The sequence below is a fragment of the Luteimicrobium sp. DT211 genome (assembly GCF_049844995.1).
Lineage (GTDB): Bacteria > Actinomycetota > Actinomycetes > Actinomycetales > Cellulomonadaceae > Luteimicrobium.
The window spans coordinates 52,079-74,062 of the sequence record NZ_JBNCMC010000013.1 but is presented as its reverse complement, the minus strand read 5'-3'; the positions used below and the strand labels follow the sequence as shown (position 1 = coordinate 74,062).

Sequence of the window (21,984 nt, the reverse complement as noted above, 5' to 3'; positions counted from 1 at the left end):
ATACCGCCGCCGGTGACAAACCCCCAGCCTCACGACTGCGCCGCCACGTCACCAACGTCATGAACCAGAACACCTAGCGGCAGATCGTCGGGGACTCACGCGTCGAGGGAGTCCCCCGCCTCGAGGACGAGCATCGGCGTGCGGGTGGGCCCGTTCTCCCCGAGGAACGTCGGGAGCGCGCCGCGGCCGATCTCGCTCAGCATGACGTCGTGGATGGCGACCGTTCGGCGCGGCCGCACCGCGAGGACGTGGTCGATCGCCCGCCCGATCGCGACCCACGGACCGCTGACGGGGACGAGGAGCGTGTCGACGGGCACGGGCGGCACCAGGTGCGAGTCGCCCGGGTGGAACACGCTGCCCTCGACGACGTAGCCCAGGGTGGGCGGGACCGGGATCTGCGGGTGGACGGGGGCGTGCTCACCGGCGACGACCCGCACGTCGAAGCCGGCGAGCGTGAGCTGCTCGCCCCCCGTGAGGGTCCGGACCCTGCCCTCGCGGTGGGCCCGCGTGCCCGCGAGGAGCGCCGCGACTCCGGCCGGGCCGTACAGCACGAGGTCGTCGCGGCCGTCGAGCGCCTCGCGGACGGCGTCGGCGTCGAGGTGGTCGACGTGCTCGTGGGTCACGAGCACCGCCGACGCGCGGGCGAGGAGCGCGGCGGCGTCGGGCGTGAAGGCGCCGGGGTCGACGAGGAGGGCCCGGTCGCCCTCCTCGAAGGTGATGCAGGCGTGCGCGTGCTTGACGAGGCGCATGGGCTTCTTCCGTTCGCGAGGGGGCCAGGAGCCGCTACTGTACAACTATGTTGTACAACTCGGAGACGATCGACGCGGACCCCGACGACCTCGCCGAGCGCCTGCGGTCCGCGGTCGGCCGGTTCGTGCGGGCGGCCCGGTCGCGGGCCGACACGGTGCCCGCGTCGCAGGGCGAGACGCTGCGTCGCCTCGACCGCGAGGGTCCCCAGACCATCGCCGACCTCGCCCGGTTCCGCGGCGTCTCGCACCAGGCCGTGAGCAGAGCGGTCGCCGAGCTCGAGCGGGCGGGGCTCGTCGCGCGCGCCGTCAACCCGCACGACGCGCGGGGCTACGTCCTCGCGCTCGCGGACGCCGGACGGGCCGCGGTCGAGACCGACCGGCTCGCGCGCGGCGCGGTGATCGCCGACGCGATCGGATCCGTTCTCTCGCCCCGCGAGCGCGAGCTGCTCGGCGCGGTGCCCGCGCTCCTCGACGCCCTGAGCGCCGAGCTCACCCGAGCTCCGTAGCGTTTCGTGGCCGGCGGGCGTCGGGTCGCGACCACACGCCAGCCCGGTCCGGTGAACCGACGAGCGCCGCGCCTCGTCTTCCCGGTAGGACCGCACGACGCGTCGCCCCTCCCGGGTGGACGCCGGGCGGCGGCCCGGCCGGAGGGCGAGATGGGACTGCGGACGACACAGGTGGGGCGGCAGCGGCCGCACGGGCAGACGCACGCGACGCGCCGTGGAGCGGTGCGAGCGGGCGCGGTGGGCGTGGCGCTCGCGGGTGCGCTCACGCTCGCCGCGTGCGGAGGCGGCGGCGGATCGGGCGGCAGCACGACCGGCGGCCCCGCGCCCGTGACGAGCGGGGGAGGGATGGCGTCCGGTCGCGGTGCGAGCGAGGTCGAGGTGCATCAGGGCTCCCTCGGAAGCTACCTGACGGACAGCCAGGGGAACACGCTCTACCTGTTCGCCAAGGACCCGACCGGGAAGTCCAGCTGCTCCGGGTCGTGCGCTGCGGCGTGGCCCCCGTTCACGGCGCAGGGCAAGGCCGAGGCCGGGAGCGGCATCGACGGCGCGAAGCTCACGACGATCACGCGCGACGACGGCAGCAAGCAGGTCGCGTACGACGGTCACGCGCTCTACTACTTCGTGAAGGACGCGAAGGCGGGCGACACGACGGGCCAGGGCGTCGACGGGTTCGGTGCGCTGTGGTGGGTCGTGGCGCCGTCGGGCTCCGCGATCACGAGCATGGCGTCGGGCGGCTCGTCGCCGTCACCGAGCGACGACTCGGGCTACACCTACTGACGCCGGCGAGGGGTCAGGCTTCGGCGTCGCGCGGGCCGAACGCGGCGAGGAACGTGTCGACGCCCTCGACGACGGCCCGGTCGACCACGTCCGGGTCGACCGGCTGGGCGCCGAAGCCGCTGTTGACGAGGGGCTCGTCGCTCACGAGGGCCATGAGCTGGCGCGCTGCGCGGCCGGGGTCGCGGACGCTCAGGTGCCCGGTCGCGGAGAGCTGCGCGAGCTTGCCGGCGAGCAGGTCGAGCGTGCGGTCCCGGTTGCCGTCGCGGACGCGCGAGATGAGCTCGGGGAAGCGCGCCCCCTCGACGAGCTGGAGCCGCATGGTCGCCGAGCCGGCGCCGCCCTGGAGGCAGCCGACGAGGCTGCGGGCGAGCGTCTCGAGCTCGGACCGGAGATCGTCGGGACTGGTCGAGGTCGCCGCGATGACGTTCGCGACCTTGGTGTTCGCGTCCTGGGACGACGTCTCGACGACGGCGGCGAAGAGGCCGGCCTTGTCGCCGAAGTGGTTGTAGATGGTCGGCTTGGCGACGCCCGCGAGCTCGGCGACCTCGTCGAGGCTCGTGTCGGCGTAGCCGCGCCGGGCGAACACGTCGAGCGCGGCGTCGAGGATCGCGCGGTGCTTGTCGACGCGACGCGGCGCCCCTGTCGAGGTGCGAGCGGGGGTGCGAGCGGTGGCGGGTCCGGCAGCGGCCATGGACCCATCGTATCCCGGGTGTATCGAGGGGTTGCGTGGACTGTACTCATGCGTTCAAACTGAACGCATGAGTACAACGGAACGTTCTCCACGGTATCCGGCGGTCGGCACGGCGCACGGCGAGCCTCGCCTCGGCCCGCTCCTCGCCCTCCTCGTCGCGGGCGGTCTCCTCGCCCTGCTCAACACGACGGTCACGGGCGTCGCGATCCCCGACGTCGCCGCCGACCTCGACGCGCCGCTCGGCACCGTCCAGTGGGTCGGCACGGCGTACGTCCTCGCGGTCGCCGTCGCGATCCCCGTGAGCGGTTGGGCCTCCATCCGCTTCGGCATGCGTGCGCCGTGGCTCGTGGCGCTCGCGCTCTTCGCGGTCGGGGCCGCGGCGTCGGCCGCAGCCTGGTCGCTGCCGGCGCTCGTCGTCGCCCGGGCCGTGCAGGGGCTGGGCGGCGGGATGCTCGAGCCCCTCATGCTCACCGCCGTCGCGACGCTCGCCGGCCCGGCCCGGATGGGCCGGCTCATGGGGCTCGTCGCGGGCGCGATCGGCATCGGGCCGCTGCTCGGCCCGCTCCTGGGCGGCGTGGCCATCGACGCCGTCGGGTGGCGCGGCCTGTTCGTCGGGTTCGTGGTGGCGGCGCTGATCGTGCTCGCCGTGTCCTGGCGCGCGCTCCCGCGGGGCGTGGCGCTCGACCCGACCCAGCGGCTCGACCGCGTCGGCCTCGGCCTGCTCTCGGCGGGCTCCGTCGCGATCCTCGTCGGGCTCGCCGAGACCTCCGAGGGCGGCGGGACGCTCGCCGTGGCCGGGCCGATCGTGCTCGGGCTCGTCGTGCTCGCCGCCTTCGCCCGGCACGCCGCCCGGCTGCGCGGGGCCGCCGTCGTCGACGTGACCGTCCTGCGCCACCCGACCGTGCGGTCCGCGACGCTCGTCATGCTCACGCTGGGCCTCGCCATCTACCCGCTGTTCTACGGCCTGCCGCAGTTCTTCCAGGGCGTGCGCGGCTACGGCGTGCTCGCGTCCGGGCTCCTGCTCGCGCCGCAGGGCGCCGGGTCGCTGGTCGGGATGGTGGTGGGCGGGCGGCTCAGCGACCGCGTCAGCGCCCGGGTGCTCGTCCCGTCCGGCGCGGCGGCCGTGGTCGCCGGGATGGCCGTCTACCTCCTCGTCGGCCCGACGGCGCCGATCACGGTCCTGATCGCGGCGTCGGTGGTCGCGGGGCTCGGGGTCGGGTTCGTGGGCGGACCGACGACGTCGTCGCTGTACCGGGTGCTCACGCCGCGCGAGATCCCCAACGCGACGACCACGCTGTTCGTGGCGAACCAGCTCGGCGGCGCCGTCGGGATCGCGGTGCTGACCGGCATCGTCACGGCCACCGGCGGCGCCGACGCTGCGGGCTGGACCGCGGCGTCGGGCGGGACGCCGTTCTGGCTGCCCGTCCTCGCCGGCGTGGCGGTCGCGGTCGGCGGGTCGCGGCTCCCACGGACCGGGGCCGCGCCGTCGTCGGGTGTCGCTCCGCAGGCTCAGTAGACGTCGCGAACGTACCGCTTCTCCTTGGCCATCGTCCGCAGGTAGGCGGACGCGGCGTCGTCGGACAACGCACCCCAGGTCCGGGCCACGTCGCGCAGCGCGGCGTCGACGTCCTTCGCCATGCGGCTCGCGTCCCCGCACACGTACACGTGTGCGCCGTCCTCGAGCCACGACCACACCTGCGAGCCGTGCTCCCGGATCCGGTCCTGCACGTAGACCTTCTGACGCTGGTCCCGGGAGAACGCGACCGACAGCTGCGTCAGGTGCCTGTCGTCGCGCATGCCCTCGAGCTCGTCGCGGTAGTAGAAGTCGGTCGAGGAGTGCCGCTCCCCGAAGAACAGCCAGTTGCGCCCGCGGTGCCCGAGCGCGCGGCGCTCCTGGAGGAACCCGCGGAACGGAGCGACGCCGGTGCCCGGGCCGATCATGATCATCGGCGCGTCCGCCGACTTCGGGGGCCGGAAATGGCGCGTGGGCTGCACGAACACCGGCACGTCGGCGTCAGCGCTGTGGTCCGCGAGGAACGTCGAGCAGACCCCGTGCCGCGACCGCCCCCGGTACTCGTACCGGACCGCCGAGACCGTGAGGTGCACCTCGGACGGCTCCGCGAGCGGGCTCGACGAGATCGAGTACAGCCGCGGCTGCAGGCGCTTGAGGACGCCCAGCCAGGCGGCGGTGTCCGCCCGGACGGGGTAGGTCGCCAGGACGTCGACGGCGTGCTTGCCCCACAGCCACCGCTCCAGGCTGAGCCGGTTGTCGCGCCGCAGGAGGGTCGCGAGCTCCCGGTCGCCCGCCCGCTCCTGGACGAACCGGAGCAGGTCCGGGGTCACGTTGACGATCTCGAGGTGGGTGGTGCACGCGTCGCGCAGCGTCAGCGGCCCGACGCCCTCCAGCTCGACCACCGTCCCGCCGTCGAGCCCCGTCGCGGCGAGCCACGCGTCGACCGCCGCGGCGCTGTTGCGCGGCCGGACGCTCAGCGCGTCCCCGGCCCGGTAGTCCAGGCCCTCGGCGGCGAGGCCGAACTGGCGCACGTCCTTGGTCGAGCCCGGGGTGCCGAGGCGGACGTTGCGGGTCACGCGCGTGGTGAGCGGCGCGTCGCGGTGAGAGCGCGGCGCTGGTTCCGCGGCGGCGGCCGGGCCGCGTTCCCGCACGACGACGGCGCTCGCCCCGGGTGCACCGACCGTCGCACGCGGGGCTGCTCCGGGTCCGGTGGCCGGCCCCTCGAGAGCCGACACCACGGCCGCCAGCCACGCGTCGGCCGGTGCGTCGTCGCCGGGCTCGCAGCACGCGACGTCGGCGAGCCGGGCGGCCCCCAGCGCGGCCAGGCGCGCGTCGAGGCAGCGCCCGAACCCGCAGAACTCGCTGTAGCTCGGGTCGCCGAACGCGAGCACCGCGAACCGGGTCCCGTCGAGGCGCGGCGCGTCGTCGGCCGCCAGCGCCGCCCAGAACGCCTCGCCGTTGTCGGGCGCCTCGCCGTCGCCGAACGTGCTCGTCACGAACAGGACCACGTCGTCGCCGGGCAGCGATGCGGCGTCGTGCTCGTCCATGGCGACGAGCCGGACCGCGTGGCCGGATGCCCGCAGACGGTCCGCGACGGTCGCCGCCTGGTCCTCGGCATTTCCCGTCTGCGACGCCCACAGCACGAGTACGCCGGGGCTGGCCGCGCTGGTGTCGGGGGCGGGCGCGGTCGCGAGACGGTCCGCGGGCCCGGTCGCGCCGTCGTCGAACAGGCCCGCGAGGAGCCCGTCCAGCCACGCGCGCGTCGGGGCGTCGAACGGCGCCGACGCCGGCAGCACCGGGGCGCCCGAGCCCGGCCGCTGCTGCCGGGCCCACAGCAGCCCCTGGACGTAGAGGCCCTGCTCGGTCGTGAGCCGGGGGACCCGGGCCGGGACGATCCCGAGCCCGGTCAGCAGCGCGTCGTCGGCGGCGCTCGGCCGCGCCGCGGCGGGGGAGGCGAGGTCCGCGACGGGCGCCGGTTCGGCGTCCGCCGGGGCGGCGACCCTCGTCAACGACACCGCGGTGACCTTGAGCTCGGGCTGGAACGACAGCGGGTCGACGGCGTCGTTGGTGACGGCGTTGACCGCGAGGTCCTCACCGAACGCGTCGTTCCAGTGGAACGGGGCGAACAGGTTGCCGGGCTGGACGCGATCGCTGACCCTGACCGGCAGCACCGCCCGGCCGCGGCGCGACGCGATCTCCGCACGGTCGCCGTCGGACAGGCCGAGCCGCGTGGCGTCCTCGGGGTGGACCTCGACGAACGGGCCGGGCGCGAGCTTGTTGAGCTTCGCGACCTTGCCGGTCTTGGTCATCGTGTGCCACTGGTGCTGCACCCGGCCGGTGTTGAGGACGAACGGGCGGTCGTCGTCGGGCAGCTCGGCCGGGTCCAGGTGGGGGCGCGCGAAGAAGCGGGCGCGGCCGCTCGGGGTCGCGAAGGCGAGGCGCGGGCGCGACCCGTCCTCGCGCTCGACGACGCGCTGGCTCACGCCGTCGTTGAGATAGCGGATCGGGTGGCGGCCGTCGTCCCCGGCGCTCGCGGGCGTCCCGGCGTCCTCCGGCGGGCTGGGCCACTGGACCGGTCCCCGGGCGAGGCGGTCGTAGCCGACGCCGCGCAGGTCCCAGCCGGTGCGGGGGTTCCAGAACCGCTTGAGCTCGGTGAAGACCTCCTCCGACGACGCGTACGTGAACGCGTCCGCGTAGCCGAGCGCGCACGCGACGTCGGCGAGGATCCGCCAGTCCGGGGCGGCGTCGCCGACGGGGTCCGCGGCCTGCTGCAGGAGGGTCAGCGTGCGGTCGGAGCTCACGGTCACGTAGGTCGACTCGGCCCAGAGGGTCCCGGGCAGCAGCACGTCCGCGTACGCCGTGGTCTCGGTGTCGGCGAACACGTCCTGGGCGATCACCAGCTCGGCGCGCTCCAGCGCGCGGACCACCGTGGCCCGGTTGCCGACCGAAGCCACCGGGTTGGTGCCGATGATCCAGACCGCCTTGACCTCGCCGTCGGCCATGCGCTCGAAGAGGTCGACGGTGCCGGCGCTCACCCGCGTGCCCAGGGTGCCGCGGGGCAGGCCCCAGGCGTCCTCGGTGAAGGCGCGGTCGTCGTCGTCGACCACGCTGCGCTGGCCCGGCAGGCCCGGGCCCATGTAGCCCATCTCGCGGCCGCCCATCGCGTTGGGCTGGCCCGTGAGCGAGAACGGGCCGCTGCCCGGCTCGCAGATCGCGCCGGTCGCGAGGTGGAGGTTGACCAGGGCGTTCGTGCTCCACGTGCCGTGCGTGGACTGGTTGAGGCCCATCGTCCAGCACGACATCCAGCGCTCGGCGGTGCCGATCCACTCCGCGGCCGTGCGCAGGTCGTCCTCGCTGATCCCCGTGACGCGGGCGACGACGTCGGGCGGGTAGTCCGCGAGGAAGCCCGGCATCTGCTCCCAGCCCTCGGTGAACTCGTCGACGAAGCTGTGGTCCACGCGGTCGTCCGCCACGAGGAGGTGCAGGAGCCCGTTGAGCAGCGCCAGGTCGGTGCCCGGGCGGACCTGGAGGAAGAGGTCGGCCTTGTCGGCGGTCGCCGTGCGGCGGGGGTCGACGACGATCAGCCGCGCGCCCGCCTTGACGCGGTCCATCATCCGCAGGAAGAGGATCGGGTGGCAGTCGGCCATGTTGGCGCCGATCACGAAGAACACGTCGGCGTGGTCGAGGTCCTCGTACGAGCCGGGCGGCCCGTCCGCGCCCAGCGAGAGCTTGTAGCCGGTGCCCGCGCTCGCCATGCACAGCCGCGAGTTCGACTCGATCCGGTGGGTGCCGAGGAAGCCCTTCGCGAGCTTGTTCGCCAGGTATTGGGCCTCGAGCGACATCTGCCCCGACACGTACAGCGCGACCGCGTCCGGGCCGTGCTCGTCGACGATCGCGCGCAGCCGTCGCGCCGTCTCGGCGACCGCCTCGGGCATCGGGACCTCGACGCGCGCGTGGTCCCGACCCGCCCGGACCTGCGCCCGCTCGAGCCGCCCCGGCGCCGCGAGCATCTCCGCGCTCGTCGCGCCCTTGGTGCACAGGCGCCCCCGGTTGGTGGGGTGGTCCTTGTCGCCCGACGCCTTCGCGACCCTGCGGCGGCCGGTGGCCGGGTCCGTCTCGATCTGCAGCACCATGCCGCACCCGACGCCGCAGTACGAGCACGACGAACGTACCGTCGTCGGGGCGGGGGAGACCGGCTGCACCCCAGCATCGTCCGTGGCGCGCGTTGCGAGGACCGGCGCGGGGGCGTGACGGGGGTGTCAACTCCTCCTCACGCACAGGGGCCTGGACGTGTGAGGCGGCGCGCCGGCTGCGAGCCCGGCGCCGAGCCGGCGCCAGGGGCTAGACAGATATGACATCGCTGTCTAGCGTCCTGTTCGACGGAGTGAGCAACGGTGCGCGCCCGTCGGCCCTCAAGGAGGACTGGTGACTCCCACCCGCGGCTTCCGAGCCCTTGTTGCGTCCACGCTGGCGTTGGTCCTCGCGATCACGGTCGGCCCGGCCGCGCTCGGCGCGTCCACCGCACCCGGACAGCCGACGTCGTCGTCGTCGGACTGGAAGCTCTCGACCTCCACGTACGCGCCGTCGGGCGAGGACGGCTACGTCCCGACCTACGTGGGCAACGGCTACTTCGCGGCGCGCATCCCAGCCGAGGGGACGGGCTTCTCCACGACGCCGGTCACGACCGAGTCGCAGCTCGCCGGGTTCTACGGCCAGGGCCCGGGGACCACGATCCAGCGGGCGAGCCTCCCCGCCTGGTCGACCCTCGGGTTCTCGGACGGCAGCGGCACCTACGGCACCAGCGAGGAGCAGGCGTGCAGCGTGGGCGTGGTCTGCGAGGCCGAGGACGGCGTCCTGTCGGGCACGGCCCGGCTCGCCACCGACCACCCCGGGTACACGGGCCGCGGGTTCGTCGCGGGGTTCGCGGCGTCGGGCAACGTGCCCCAGCGCGGGAGCACGACGTCCGTCCTGGTCACGTCCCCGCACGCCGGGGACACGACGCTGACGGTCCGGTACGCCGCCGGCGCCAACACCTCCACCCAGACGCTGACCGCGACTGTCGACGGCGGGGCCGCGGCGACGGTGCGGATGCCCGCGACGAAGGACTGGAACACCTGGTCGACCGTCACGCTGCCGATCACGGTCGGCGCCGGCGACACCACGATCGCCCTGAGCTGCGGCGCGTCCGACACCTGCGTCGCCAACGTCGACTCGATCACCCTTGGGGACAGCGGCTGCGCGTTCGGGCAGTACTGCGAGGCGGAGGCCGGCACGCTGGCCGGCTCCGCGAAGATCGCGGCGGACCACAACGGCTTCACGGGGACGGGCTTCGTCGCGGGCTTTGCGTCCGGCGGCGTGCCGAAGCGCGGCTCGGGCACCACCGTCCGCTTCGCCGACGCGCCCGCGGGCGACGCGCTCGTCACCGTTCGCTACGCGGCGGCCACGGACGCGTCGGCCCAGACGCTCACCGCCAGCCTTGACGGCGGGACGGGCACGAGCTTTACGATGCCCGCGACCGCGAGCTGGGACACGTGGGAGACCATGACGGTGCCCGTCTCGCTCACCGCGGGCGACCACGCGGTCACGATCTCGTGCGGGACGAGCGACACGTGCCTGGTCAACGTCGACTCGGTGGGGCTGTCCGCGGGGCCGATCGGCGGCTCGGAGCCGCCCATGAACGTGAGCGACTACGAGCAGACCCTCGACCTGCACACCGGGATCCTCACCACCCGGCTGACCTGGACGTCGCCCGCGGGCCACCGGACCCGGCTGACGTACGAGGTGTTCGTGAGCCGGGCCGCGACACACGTGGCGGCCGTCCGCGTCACGGCGCAGCCGCTCGGCTGGAGCGGGCGCGCCACGTTCGTCGACCTCCTCGACGGGCGTGCCACCACGCTGCCCGTCAGCCACCGCACGCCGGCTCCGGTCGACCTCACGACCGTCTCCGGGCAGCAGCTCGACGGCTCCCGCCACCTGATCAGCGAGAAGGCGTCGACCGTGGGCCTCGGCATGACCGCGGGGCTCGCCTCCACGCTCGTCGTGGGCGGCGCCGACGCCGCGACCACCGCCGTCGACCGGGTGCCGGCGAAGTCGGTCGCGCAGCAGGGCGCGGTCGACCTGGTCGACGGCCACAGCTCCACGGTCACCAAGTACGTGGGGGTCGCGAGCGGCACGGACACGGCCGACGGCTCGGCCCCGCTGGTGACCGCCGCGGCCGACCCGGTCGTCGCCGCGGTCGCCGCGTCGTCGTCGGCGGCCGCCACCGGCTGGGACCGGCTGCTGACCGCGCACCGGGCCGCATGGGCCCAGCTCTGGAAGGCCGACATCACGGTCCCCGGGGACTCGGCCCTGACGCTCCAGGCGCGGGCGGCGCAGTTCTACATGCTGGAGAGCGTGCGCGACGGGGTCGACTGGAGCATGAGCCCGGGTGGCCTGTCGTCGGCCGAGTACAACGGGCACGTGTTCTGGGACGCCGAGACGTGGATGTACCCCGCCCTGCTCGCCGCTCACCCGGACCTCGCCTCGGGGATGAACGAGTACCGGCGCACGCTCCTCGGGGCCGCGACGACGACCGCCGCGGCGAACAAGCTCCAGGGCGCCCAGTTCCCGTGGGAGAGCGCGCAGACGGGCAGCGACGTCGGGATCCATCCGCGCGAGATCCACATCACCGGCGACGTCGCGCTGGCGCAGTGGGACTACTACCAGGCCACCGGCGACCTCGGCTGGCTCCGCGACAAGGGCTGGCCCGTCCTCGAGGGCGCGGCGGAGTACTACGCGTCGCGCGCCGTCACGGACGGTGACGGACGCTACGAGCTCAAGGGCGTCGAGGGCCCCGACGAGAACCACGACAACGTGAACAACAGTGCGTACGTCAACGTCTCGGCGATCACGACGCTCCAGATCGCGGAGAAGGCGGCGGGCCTGCTCGGGCTCGAGGCCGACCCGGGCTGGGGCGCGGTCGCGACCGGACTGGCGCAGTCGATCCCGTTCGACCCCGCGACCAACACGCACCTCGAGTACGACGGCTACAACGGCGCGACCGTCAACCAGGCCGACGTCGTCATGCTGCAGTACCCGTGGAGCTACCCGATGTCGAAGGACGTGGCCCAGGCCGACCTCGACTACTACACGCCGCGGACGGCGGCGAGCGGCCCGGCCATGACCGACGCCATCAACATGATCGACACGGCGGCCCTCTCGACGCCCGGCTGCTCCGCGTACACGTACTTCCGGCGCAGTCTCGACCCGTACGCCGTCGGGCCGTTCGACCAGTACTCCGAGCACCTCAAGGCCACCGGCGTCATCGACTTCACGACCGGGCTCGGCGGGTTCCTCCAGGAGCTCTACTACGGCTTCACCGGGCTGCGCTGGGACACGGACGCCGTCGTGCTCGACCCGATGCTGCCGCCCCAGCTGCCCGGTCTGGACCTGCGGGGCCTGAGCTGGCACGGGCGGACCTTCGACGTCGCCGTCGGGCCGGACCGGACGACGGTGACGCTGACGTCCGGGGCGGCGATGCCCGTGACCGCGGACGGCCGGACGCAGACCGTCCGGCGCGGCTCGGCCCTCACCCTGCCGACCCGCCGGCCGGACACGACCCCCACCACGGACCTCGCGCGGTGCGGCGAGGTGTCGGCGACGTCGGCCGACCCGAGCTACCCGGCCGCGGCCGCCCTCGACGGCTCGGCGGCGACGCAGTGGAAGGCGACCTCCGCGGGCGCGGCCCTCACGGTCGACCTCGGCAGGGTCCAGCCGGTCCGCCGGGTCACGGTCGTCGCGGGCGGCTCGTCGACGACCCCGTACACGGTGCGGGTCTCCCCGGACGGGAAGGCGTGGACGACGCTCGGCTCCGTCGCGGCGTCGTCGAGTCCCCAGAGCTCGGTCCCGGGGTCCGTGAACGCCCGCTACGTGCAGTACCAGGCGGCCGCGGGCGTGACACCGTCCGTGCAGCGCCTCTCCGCGACGACCGGCCTGCCCGGCACGCCGACCGGGGCGCGGGCGAGCGCCGTCGAGCGAGGACGCACGACCGTCTCGTGGACCGCGCCCGGCGACGCCGGCGACACCCCGATCACCGGGTACGTGGTGACGGCCTTCGTGTACGGGCACCGCGAGCGGACCGTGACCGTGCCGTCGTCGGCCACCACGGCCGAGCTCGCCGGTCTCCTGCCGTTCGTCCCGTACACCTTCACGGTCCGCGCGACCAACGCGACCGGCACCGGCCCGTCGTCGGACCCGTCCGCCCCGGTGTGGTGGACGCTGGGGCTCGGCTCGCTGCTCGGGATCCTCGGGTCGTCTCCCGGCAGGTGAGCCCGCGCCCCTCCGGGCCCGCGCCCTCGCGGCCCGGGCCCGGGCGCGGCACGCTGGACTCGTCCGGTCCCCCAGCACACCGAGGTGCGTCATGGCCAAGATCCTCATCCTCACCGGCGACGCGGCGGAGACGCTCGAAGTCTTCTACCCGTACCAGCGCCTCCAGGAGGCGGGGTACGAGGTCGAGATCGCCGCCCCCGAGAAGAAGAAGCTGCAGTTCGTCGTCCACGACTTCACCGACACGTTCGACACCTACACCGAGAAGCTCGGGCACACGTGGGACGCGGACGTCGCGTTCCGGGACGTGAACCCGGACGACTACGTGGCGGTCGTCGTGCCGGGCGGTCGCGCGCCGGAGTACATCCGCAACGACGCCGACGCGAAGCGCATCGTCAAGGCGTTCTTCGACCGCGACGCCCCCGTCGCCGCGCTGTGCCACGGGCCGCTGCTGCTGGCCGCTGCTGGCGTGCTCGAGGGGCGGACGACGTCCGCGTACCCGCAGCTCGCGGTCGACGTCGAGACCGCGGGCGGGACGTTCCGGGACGGGGGCGACGTCGTCGACGGGAACCTGGTCTCCGGGCGGGCCTGGCCCGACAACGGGCCGTGGATGAAGGCGTTCCTGGAGGTGCTGGAGAAGGCAGGGCTCTGATCCAGGGCCTCTCCGGCGAGACCTCCTGCGGGCGCGCGCACGTCAGAGCGAACCGTGCGCGCGCCTCCGCGCAGGTGGTCAGACCGTGCCACGAACGGCGGCCCGGATCCGCTCGATCGCTACCTTCGGCTCGCGGTCGGCGGTGAGCAGGCCGTTCGTCTCCTGCATCGTGTCGGTGAGCTGGGTGTAGCAGGAACCGGCGAGGAAGGAGCTCGCCCGGACTGCGTCGTAGAGTCCCGTGACCCGGGCGATCCAGTCGTCCCCGTCGGCAGCTGAGGTGTACCCCCAGGCGTCGTCGCGGGAGGCGCCGGGCTGGTAGTTCACGCCGCCGAACTCGGTGAGCATGACGGGCTGCCCCGCGTCCGAGGCCCCGCCCACGAACTGGGGATGATGCGAGGGCGCGATCCCGGTGACGACGCGCTCGCGCGCCGCTGCGTCCGCGTAGGTCCGCGCGAGGACGGCTCCGTCGCCCTCGTAGTCGTGCACGCTGATGATGTCGGTGTTCTGCTGCTCCCAGCCGTCGTTGCACACCACCGGGCGCGTGGGGTCGAGCGCCCGGGTGAGGTCGGTGAGCGCCCGGGCGTAGGCCTGCTGCGCCGGGTCGTCGACGACGTGCTGGATGCCCCAGGACTCGTTGAACGGGACCCAGGTGACGATCGACGGGTGGGAGAGGTCCCGGTCGACGGCCTCCAGCCACTCGCGGGTGAGCCGCTCGACGGCGAGGGTCGAGAACTCGTAGGCGCCCGGCGTCTCGCCCCAGACGAGGAGGCCCAGCTTGTCGGCCCAGTAGAGGAACCGCGGGTCCTCGATCTTCTGGTGGATGCGGCACGCGTTGAAGCCGAGCTCCTTGATGAGCTCGACCTCGCGGCGCAGGGCTGCGGGGGAGGGGGCCGCGAGGTGGCTCTCGGGCCAGTAGCCCTGGTTGAGCACGGAACGCACGTCGTAGGGGCGGCCGTGCAGCAGGAACGCGCCGCCGCCGACGCCCACGGTGCGGAGGCCCAGGTAGGAGCTGACGGCGTCGACCGGATCGCCATGGGCGTCCAGCAGCGTCACGGTCGCGTCGACCAGCCGTGGCCGCTCCGGCGACCACGTGAGCTCGTCCTCGGCCTGCCCGTTGCGCTGCCGGGCGACCGGCACCGTGATGTGCACGACGCGCGCGGGTCCCACCAGGCCGACCTCGACGGTGCCGAGGAGCTCGTCGCGCTCGTCGAACCGGAGGGAAACCCGCAGGCTCCCGCCGGTGGGGACGTGGCCGCGCAGGCGGACCGAGAGCTCGACGGTCGACGGCGACGCGGGCAGCCAGTGCAGCGCCTCGATGCTGCTGGCGGGCACGGCCTCGAGCCACACGGTCTGCCAGATGCCGGTGGTCCGGCGGTACCAGATGGCGTGCGCGTCCTCGTGCCAGTCCTGCTTGCCGCGCGGCTGCGTCAGGTCGTGCGGGTCGTCCTCGGCACGGACGACGAGCCGGTGCGTGTCGTCGTCGCCGACGAGGCCGGTGACGTCGAACGCGAAGGGCGTGTGGCCGCCCTCGTGCGAGCCGACGAAGACCCCGTCGATCCAGACCGAGGCCCGGTAGTCGACCGCGCCGAAGTGGAGCAGCACGCGAGGTGCGGCGCCGGAGCGCCCCGCCGACGCGAGCTCGTCGGGGCCGATGGTGCGGGCGTACCAGACCACCGGATGGAAGCCGGCCTCGGCGACCTGGGAGGCCGGCGACTCCGGCGGGAACGGCACCATGATCGCGCGGCTCTCGGGCGCGTCGGCGCTCCAGCCTGCAGCCCAACCCGCGTCGAGGCCGACGTCCGCGTCGTCGTGGCGGAACGACCAGATCCCGTCGAGGTCCGCCCACGTGGTGCGCATCATCTGAGGACGCGGGTACGTGCCGTCCTGACGTGTGGCGAGCGGGAGCTGTTCGAGCGCCGGGCGTGTCTCGGCCGGCAGTTCTGCGGTCGTCATTCCCGAGAGTTTACAGCGCTGGAAATTCGTGTCAACGCTGCTCCTGGCACCGGGCGCGCGGCGCCACCGCATAGGGTGGCGGCGTGGACAGGGTGACGCTGCGGGACGTCGCGGAGCGCGCCGGCGTCTCGATGAAGACCGTCTCGAACGTCGTCCGCGACTACGAGCACGTCAGCCCACGGATGCGACAGCGCGTCCAGGCGGCGATCGACGAGCTCGGGTACCGCCCGAACCTCCGGGGCCGCAGCCTGGCGACCGGCAGGTCCCGGATGCTCTCCCTCGCGTTCCCCGACCTTCGCTGGCCGTACTTCGCCGAGCTCGCGCACGTCTTCGCCTCGGTGTGCAGCGAACGCGGGTACCGGCTGCTGATCGAAGAGACCGGTGCCACGGCCGACGGCGAGCTCGCCGTGCTGCGTGACCGGGAGCTCGGGATCGTGGACGGCGTCATCCTCCACCCCCAGTGCTTGACCGCCGCCGAGCTCGAGGAGCACCGGCGCGGGACCCCGCTCGTGTTCCTCGGCGAGGACCCGCAGCCCGCCGGGTCCGACCAGGTCGCCATCGACAACGTCGCGGCGGCCGGCGACGCTGTCGACCATCTGCTACGCCTCGGTCGTCGGCGCATCGTCTTCCTCGGACAGGAGAGGGACGCGATGTCGCGTACGTCCGAGCTGCGCATCGAGGGGTACCGGATCGCGCTCGAGCGCGCGGGGCTCCCGTTCGACGAGGGCCTCCTCGTCGAACGGGGTGAGGGCGATGCGCTCGGGTCCGAGGCCGCGATGGGCGCTGCGCTCGACGCCGGACTGCGGCTCGACGGACTCCTGTGCCGCGACGACGCCGCAGCGATCGGCGCGCTCCGGGCGCTGAAGGCGCGCGGGCTGGAGGTGCCCGGGGACGTGGCCGTCGTGGGTTGGGACGCCACCATCCTGACCGCGAGCACCATCCCCGCGATCACCAGCGTCGCCCCGGACACGCGCGCGATCGCCGACGGCGCCCTCGACCTGCTGCTCGAGCGGATCGAGGGGGCCGACGTCCCGGGAAGGCACGTCACCGTCGGCTATCGCATCCTGGTGCGGGAGTCCGCACCGGACCCCGCCCGGGTGGCGGCGACGCCCCCCGGCTGAGGACGCCCCCCGGCTGAGCGTGCCCGGCCGGGCCTGGCTCAGCCCGCCACGGCGTCGTCGCCGGGCTCGTCGACCACCGCCGACAGGAGCTCGACGACCTCGGAGCGAACCTCCTCGGGGAGGTCGAGCGTGGCGAGCTCGGCGACCTGCTCGACTGCGCTGCGCCCGCTCTGCACCGCCTCCCAGGCCTCGAGCTTCGCCGGGTTGCTCGCCTGCGCGCGCTCGAGCGCCTCCAGGACGGCGTCGCGCCGGTCGGGGCCTACCCGCAACGGCGCGCCGGCCACGCGGACGACGATCTCCCGGTCGGACGAGGAGGACACGGTGATGCTCCACCGGCCGTCCTGGCCCGACACCGCGACGGGTGCACCGTCGACGGTCACCTCGCCCTCGGGAAGCCGGGCCAGGAACGTGACCGTCCACGTGCGGTGGGCGGGCACGACTCCCGGCCGCCCCTCGACGGCGCCGATGCGGAGCTCGTTGCGCTCCCGCTCCCAGGTCAACGGCGTGACCGCGGCGGGGCCTGTGCCGTCGTCCGCGGCGTCGTCCTCAGGGTCCTCGGCGAGCCTGAACGAGCCGGAGGACGACGGGGCGACGATGAGCTCGAGGGCGCGAGGGTTCCTCGTGGCGTCGAGCTCGTCCTCGGCGGCCAGGGGAAGGATCCCCCCGGAGCGCAGCAGGACCGGGATGCCGGCGATCGTCCGGTGCAGGTCGACGTGGCGGTCGCCCCGGTAGACGGTCCCGGTGAAGACGTCCGTCCAGAGCCCGGCGGGCAGCCACGCCCTGGCACGGCCCGCCAAGGAGGAGGCGCTCCGCGGCTCGACGATCGGCGCCACGAGAAGCTCCGTGCCGAAGGCGTACTGGTTCGGGACGGTGAACGCCTCGGACCGGCGGGGCGCGAGGTGGTACATGGGGCGGACGAGCGGCGTCCCGGTCGCCGCGAGGTGGTTCATGGTGTGCAGGTACGGCACCATCCGGTGCCGGAAGCGCAGCGCGTCGCCCATGGCGGCCCGGTGCTCGGCCGGGAACGTCCAGGGCTCCTTGCGGATGAACGGGTTGTTGGCCGAGTGCAGGCGCGTGATCGGCGAGAACACCCCGAACTGGAGCCATCGGGTCGCGAGCTCGTCGTCGCGCACGCCCCGGGTGTGGCCGCCGATGTCGTGGCTCCACCAGCAGTAGCCGATGTTCGCCGCCGCCGCCGTGAACTCCGGCTGGAACGCGAGCGAGGCCCACGAGATGACGGCGTCGCCGGAGAACCCGACGGCGTAGCGGTGGCTGCCGGGCCCCGCGTACCGCGAGAAGGTCATGCCCGGCCGTCCGTCGCGCGCGGCGTCGAGGTGGTGGAAGTGGTTGAGGAGCCACAGCGGGTCGACTCCCGGGCGGTTCGAGATCCGCCCCTGCTGCCAGTCGATCCACCAGAAGTCGACGCCCTGCTCCTCGAGGGGATGGTGCAGCACCTCGAAGTACGCGCGCAGGAAGTGGGGATCCGTGAGGTCGAACGGCACGGGGGCCTGCGACGACGGGTCGATTCCCATCGCGGCCGCCATCGCGGGGTACGCGTCCTCGAAGGCACGGACCCCGTCCGCCGGGTGCAGGTTGAGCGTGGTCCGCATCCCTCGCCCGTGCAGCGCGCGGAGGAAGGCCTCGGGGTCCGGGAACAACGTCCGGTCCCAGCTGTAGCCCGTCCAACCCGTCCCGTGCTCCGGCGGCACGGTGTCCACCAGGTGCCAGTCCATGTCGATCACGGCGACGGAGAACGGCAGTCGCTCGGCGTCGAACCGGTCCATCAGCTCGAGGTACGAGTCGGCCGAGTACCGGTGGTACCGGCTCCACCAGTTGCCGAGCGCCCACCTGGGCAGTCGCATGGGCGCGCCGGACACCCCGTACAGGTCGCGGACGGCACCGGCGAAGTCCCTGCCGTGAGCGAAGAGGTAGAGGTCACGGCGCCCGGGCGCTCGGGTGCCGATCGACCCGTCGTCCTCGAAGAGGAACGAGGCGGAGTCGTCGATCATCGCGATCCCGGCGGGAGAGACGATCCCCGGCTCGAGCTCGGTCCGGCCGTCGACGTCGTCGAGCGTCCGGGAGGTGCCGCCGAGGTCGTGGGTCGGCTCGCCGTAGCGCCACCGTCCGGCGTCGGGACCGACCAGCTCGACGAGCAGGCCGTGCGCGGACGGCTCGCCGCCGTCGTAGCGCAGCCGCGCCCGCGGCGTCGTGATCTCCACCCCGCGGTCGAGCCGCCGGGCGGAGAACTCGACGGGCCCCAGTTCCCGCCGCACGGCGAAGGTCGACATCCGGTCCTCGGCGACGTCGCCGTCGGGGGCCCACTCGACCCGGAACAGGCGCTCCGTGAGGACCGTGACACGCCAGCCGTCGCCGACGACCTGCTGGTCCTTCGACGCTCGCGGGCGGGCCGAGTCGAGCGGACGCACCACCGGCTTCGTCAGGCGGGTCTGGTCGGTCGTGCTGGTCAACGGGTCTCCTTGGGTCGGGTGGGGCAGGACGGTGCTCGAGGGCTCAGCTCTTGACCGCCCCCTGGGTGATGCCGCTGATGACCCATCGTTGCGCGATCAGGTACACGACGATCGTGGGCGCCATCGCCATCAGGTACGAGGCGAACGCGACGTTGTAGTTGGTGCCGAACTGGCTCTGGAAGATGTTCTGCACCACGGGGAGGGTCTGCAGCGACGGGTTGGCGGTGATGAGCGACGGGACCATGAAGTCGTTCCACGACGCGAGGAACGCGAAGATGCCGACCGTCGCGTTCATCGGGCTCAGGAGCGGCAGGATGATCCGGCGGAAGATCTGCGTCGTCGACGCTCCGTCGATCCGCGCGCTCTCCTCGAGCTCGATGGGGATGGAGCGCAGGTAGGCCGAGTAGAGCAGCACGCTGAACGACAGCTGGAACATCGCGTGCAGGATGCCGACACCGACGGGGTTGTCGAGACCTGTCAGGGCGGTGAGCTTGATCTGCGTCAGGGCGACGACCGGGAACGGGAGGAACATCGCGCCGAGCAGGTAGAAGAAGGACCAGCGGAAGAACCGGTGCGACCAGTGACGCACGATCGCGTAGGACGCGAGCGAGCTGAGGAGCAGCGTCAGCGTGACCGTGATCGCGGCCACGGCGACCGAGAGGCCGAACGAGACCGGGAAGCGGGTGAGCTTCCAGGCGTCCGCGAAGCTCTGGAAGTTGATGGGCGACGGGAGCGAGAAGGCGTTGCCGTCGACGGACTGCGCGCTCGTCTTGAAGGCCATCGACACCGTGACGTACAGCGGGGCCAGCACGGTGAGGGACGCCAGAGCCAGCGCGACGGTGAGGGGCCAGTTGGTCCGCTCGCGCGTGCGGCGTCCGCGGCGGCCGCCGCGGGTCTCGACGCTCGTCGGCTCCTGCGGCCGGACCGGGGCTTGGAGGGTGGTCACAGGCGGATGCTCCTTCCACGGGTGGCAGCGAGCTGCACGACCGAGATCAGCACGGTGATGACGAAGAACACGGTGGCGTTGGCCATCTGGTAGGCGTAGTCGCCGCTGGTGAAGCCGCCGAAGATCGTCATGGCGACGCTGCTGGTCGAGGTCCCCGGGCCGCCGCCCGTCAGGCCCACGATGACGTCGTAGACGCCGAGGTAGCCCTTGACGCCGAGGATGGTGTTGATCACGACGAAGCCGGCGATGAGAGGCAGCGTGATCGACCGGAACTGCCGCCATCGGCTCGCACCGTCGAGGGCGCTCGCCTCGTAGAGCTCGGTGGGGATGGCGGTGAGGCCCGCCGTGTACACGAGCAGCGCGCCGGGGATGGTCTGCCAGGCGGACACGATCACGATCGACACCCAGGCGAGGTGCGGGTTGCCCAGGATGCTGTCCTCGAGGGGATGGAAGCCGATCGACGTCGCGAACGCCGGGAGGCTGTTCGAGAACAGGTAGTTGAAGACGTAGGCGACCACGATCCCGGAGATCACCATCGGGATCACGAAGATCGTGCGCAGCGACGTCGCGAGCCGGATGCGGCGCGAGAGCCCGACGGCGAGGGTGAGCGCGATCACCTGGGCCAGGATGACCGTGACGACAGCGAAGCCGATCGTGAACCCGTACGCCTGGCGGATCGTGGGGTCGGTGAACAGTGCCGCGTAGTTCCGCAGCCCCAGGAACGACCACGACCCGAAGCCGACGTAGTCGGTGAAGCTGTAGAAGATTCCCAGCCCGGCGGGCACGACGACGACGGCCGTGAAGATCACCAGGGACGGGACGAGGAACAGGTAGGCGGCGAGACCGGGCCTGCCGCGGGCGCCGCGACGCGACCGCGGGGTCGCCGTCGCCTGGCTCGGGGCGGCGATGTCGGCCACCTGCGTCGGGACGGTCACGATCGGTCCTCTCCGTGTGGACGGGATCCGGTGCGGTTCATCGCGTCGCCTCCCTCGTCGCGAGCCGGCGCCAGTCGGAGTCGAGCTGGACGAGCATCGAGTCGAAGTCGCCTGTCCGGATGGCGGTCTGCAGGTAGTTCCCGAGCGGGATCGACGTCGGGATGAAGGTCCCCGCTCCCTGGTAGAACGCCGCGCCGTCGACGAACTGCTGGAGTCCGGCGATGCGGGGGTCCTTGAGCGCCGGCGCGTTCTTGCGGGTCGAGTAGGCGAGGTTCTCGCGGTTGTACGCGTCGATGACCTGCGGCTGCATGAGGAACTCGACGAGCTTCTCCGCCTCGGCCCGGTGCTTCGTCGCCACCGGGATGTAGAGGCCGAGGTCGATGTTGACCCGGACCTGGCGGTCGCCGGCGGAGTCGCTGACCGGGAGCGGGAACGTGTCCAGCTCGAGGTCCTTGTCGACCAGCGCGATCTGGCTCAGGGCCCAGGGCCCCTGCAGGTACATGGCGGCCTTGCCCTTGCCGAAGGCCAGGTTGCCGTCGGCGTACCCGCGCACGGCGTGGTCCGGGTTGAAGAACGTCGAGATCTTCTTGGCCCGCTCCATCGGGACGGCGAGCGTCTTCTGGAACGAGACCTCCGAGTCGGGGCCGACGTCGGTCCCGATCTCGTTCATCTTCTTGAAGAAGGCGCCGGTGTCGACGAGGCTGCCGACGGAGTAGTCGAAGAGCCCCTGCCACAGCGTCCAGACGTCGCGGTCGGTGGCGTAGATCGGTGTCACCCCGGCCTTCTTCAGCTCGGTGCACAGGTCGACGAACTCCGTCCACGTCGTCGGGACGTCGAGGTGGTGGTCGGCGAAGATCTTCTTGTTGTAGATGACGCCTGCCGCCGCGAGCGAGTACGGCAGGACGCTCGTGCGCCCCGGGTACGTGGCGTACTGGTCGGTGAGCGTGCTGATGTCGGGTCGGATCGTGGCGGTCGACGGCAGGGTCGACAGGTCCCCGAGCTGGCCGCGCGAGATGTACCTCGCGAGCTCGAGGTTGTCGTTGAAGCAGCCGACGTCCGCGGGCTCGCCCCGGACGAACTGCGGCGCGATGACGCCCGTCGAGTCGTGGGTGACCGAGATCCCGGGGTTCTCACGCTCGAACTGGCGAAGGAGCTTGTCGAAGTAGGCGATGACCTCCTGCTTCTGCTCGTAGAACTTGAGCCTGGTCACGCCCGATCCGGCCCCCGGCGCGGCGCAGCCCGCGAGCGCGAGCGCCCCCAGGGCGACGGCCGACATGGAGCCGGCGAGGAACGAGCGGCGGCTCACCGTCCCTGTGTCTTGGTCTTTCGTCTGGCCCACGTGACGTCTCCTTCGACCATCAAACTGTGC

14 protein-coding genes are annotated in these 21,984 nt (G+C 73.0%); 6 read left to right on the top strand and 8 right to left on the bottom strand.

The window, feature by feature from the left end; genetic code table 11:
* Positions 1-95: 95 nt before the first annotated feature.
* Positions 96-749 carry an MBL fold metallo-hydrolase gene (locus ACLQ14_RS18565; protein ID WP_425815781.1) on the bottom strand — a complete coding sequence of 218 codons (654 nt, stop codon included), beginning with the start codon at positions 747-749 and terminating at the stop codon, positions 96-98.
* Positions 750-796: 47 nt separating this feature from the next.
* Here ACLQ14_RS18565 and ACLQ14_RS18560 point away from each other — a divergent pair, with 47 nt between their 5' ends.
* Positions 797-1,255 carry a MarR family winged helix-turn-helix transcriptional regulator gene (locus ACLQ14_RS18560; RefSeq protein ID WP_425815780.1) on the top strand — a complete coding sequence of 153 codons (459 nt, stop codon included), beginning with the start codon at positions 797-799 and terminating at the stop codon, positions 1,253-1,255.
* A 150-nt stretch (positions 1,256-1,405) separates the two neighbouring features.
* A complete protein-coding gene (locus ACLQ14_RS18555) occupies positions 1,406-2,032 on the top strand; it encodes a COG4315 family predicted lipoprotein (RefSeq protein ID WP_425815779.1) in 627 nt (208 codons plus the stop codon).
* 13 nt (positions 2,033-2,045) lie between these two features.
* Here ACLQ14_RS18555 and ACLQ14_RS18550 read toward each other — a convergent pair whose 3' ends face one another.
* Entirely contained in the window at positions 2,046-2,723 is a 678-nt protein-coding gene (locus tag ACLQ14_RS18550; RefSeq protein ID WP_425815777.1) for a TetR/AcrR family transcriptional regulator, read from the bottom strand.
* 67 nt (positions 2,724-2,790) lie between these two features.
* On the opposite strand from ACLQ14_RS18550, the gene ACLQ14_RS18545 reads away from it, so the two are divergent.
* On the top strand, positions 2,791-4,239 hold the full coding sequence (locus ACLQ14_RS18545; RefSeq protein WP_425815775.1) for an MFS transporter: 1,449 nt from the start codon (positions 2,791-2,793) through the stop codon (positions 4,237-4,239).
* Here the strand turns inward: ACLQ14_RS18545 and ACLQ14_RS18540 are convergent.
* On the bottom strand, positions 4,233-8,438 hold the full coding sequence (locus tag ACLQ14_RS18540; RefSeq protein WP_425815773.1) for a molybdopterin-dependent oxidoreductase: 4,206 nt from the start codon (positions 8,436-8,438) through the stop codon (positions 4,233-4,235). The two genes, ACLQ14_RS18545 and ACLQ14_RS18540, sit on opposite strands and share 7 nt — an antisense overlap.
* A 223-nt stretch (positions 8,439-8,661) precedes the next feature.
* Here ACLQ14_RS18540 and ACLQ14_RS18535 point away from each other — a divergent pair, with 223 nt between their 5' ends.
* Both ACLQ14_RS18535 and ACLQ14_RS18530 read left to right on the top strand, forming a co-directional pair.
* A complete protein-coding gene (locus ACLQ14_RS18535) occupies positions 8,662-12,543 on the top strand; it encodes a carbohydrate-binding protein (RefSeq protein ID WP_425815771.1) in 3,882 nt (1,293 codons plus the stop codon).
* A gap of 91 nt (positions 12,544-12,634) precedes the next feature.
* Complete coding sequence (locus ACLQ14_RS18530; protein ID WP_425815769.1) at positions 12,635-13,192, top strand: DJ-1/PfpI family protein; 558 nt, start codon at positions 12,635-12,637, stop codon at positions 13,190-13,192.
* A 78-nt stretch (positions 13,193-13,270) separates the two neighbouring features.
* Here ACLQ14_RS18530 and ACLQ14_RS18525 read toward each other — a convergent pair whose 3' ends face one another.
* Positions 13,271-15,145: a glycoside hydrolase family 2 protein gene (locus tag ACLQ14_RS18525; protein ID WP_425815767.1), complete on the bottom strand. Its 1,875-nt coding sequence runs from the start codon at positions 15,143-15,145 to the stop codon at positions 13,271-13,273.
* An 83-nt stretch (positions 15,146-15,228) separates the two neighbouring features.
* Between ACLQ14_RS18525 and ACLQ14_RS18520 the strand changes: the two genes are divergently transcribed.
* Entirely contained in the window at positions 15,229-16,266 is a 1,038-nt protein-coding gene (locus ACLQ14_RS18520; RefSeq protein WP_425815765.1) for a LacI family DNA-binding transcriptional regulator, read from the top strand.
* 38 nt (positions 16,267-16,304) lie between these two features.
* Here the strand turns inward: ACLQ14_RS18520 and ACLQ14_RS18515 are convergent, their stop codons facing one another.
* From ACLQ14_RS18515 to ACLQ14_RS18500, 4 genes are read right to left on the bottom strand one after another with little or no spacing between them, the layout of a single operon-like run.
* Positions 16,305-18,734: a TIM-barrel domain-containing protein gene (locus ACLQ14_RS18515; protein ID WP_425815763.1), complete on the bottom strand. Its 2,430-nt coding sequence runs from the start codon at positions 18,732-18,734 to the stop codon at positions 16,305-16,307.
* 43 nt (positions 18,735-18,777) lie between these two features.
* Positions 18,778-19,680: a carbohydrate ABC transporter permease gene (locus ACLQ14_RS18510; RefSeq protein WP_425815761.1), complete on the bottom strand. Its 903-nt coding sequence runs from the start codon at positions 19,678-19,680 to the stop codon at positions 18,778-18,780.
* On the bottom strand, positions 19,677-20,615 hold the full coding sequence (locus tag ACLQ14_RS18505; protein WP_425815759.1) for a carbohydrate ABC transporter permease: 939 nt from the start codon (positions 20,613-20,615) through the stop codon (positions 19,677-19,679). Before ACLQ14_RS18505 ends, ACLQ14_RS18510 begins: the two co-directional genes overlap by 4 nt.
* Positions 20,616-20,652: 37 nt before the next feature.
* Positions 20,653-21,921 carry an ABC transporter substrate-binding protein gene (locus tag ACLQ14_RS18500; protein ID WP_425815757.1) on the bottom strand — a complete coding sequence of 423 codons (1,269 nt, stop codon included), beginning with the start codon at positions 21,919-21,921 and terminating at the stop codon, positions 20,653-20,655.
* Positions 21,922-21,984: the final 63 nt, after the last annotated feature.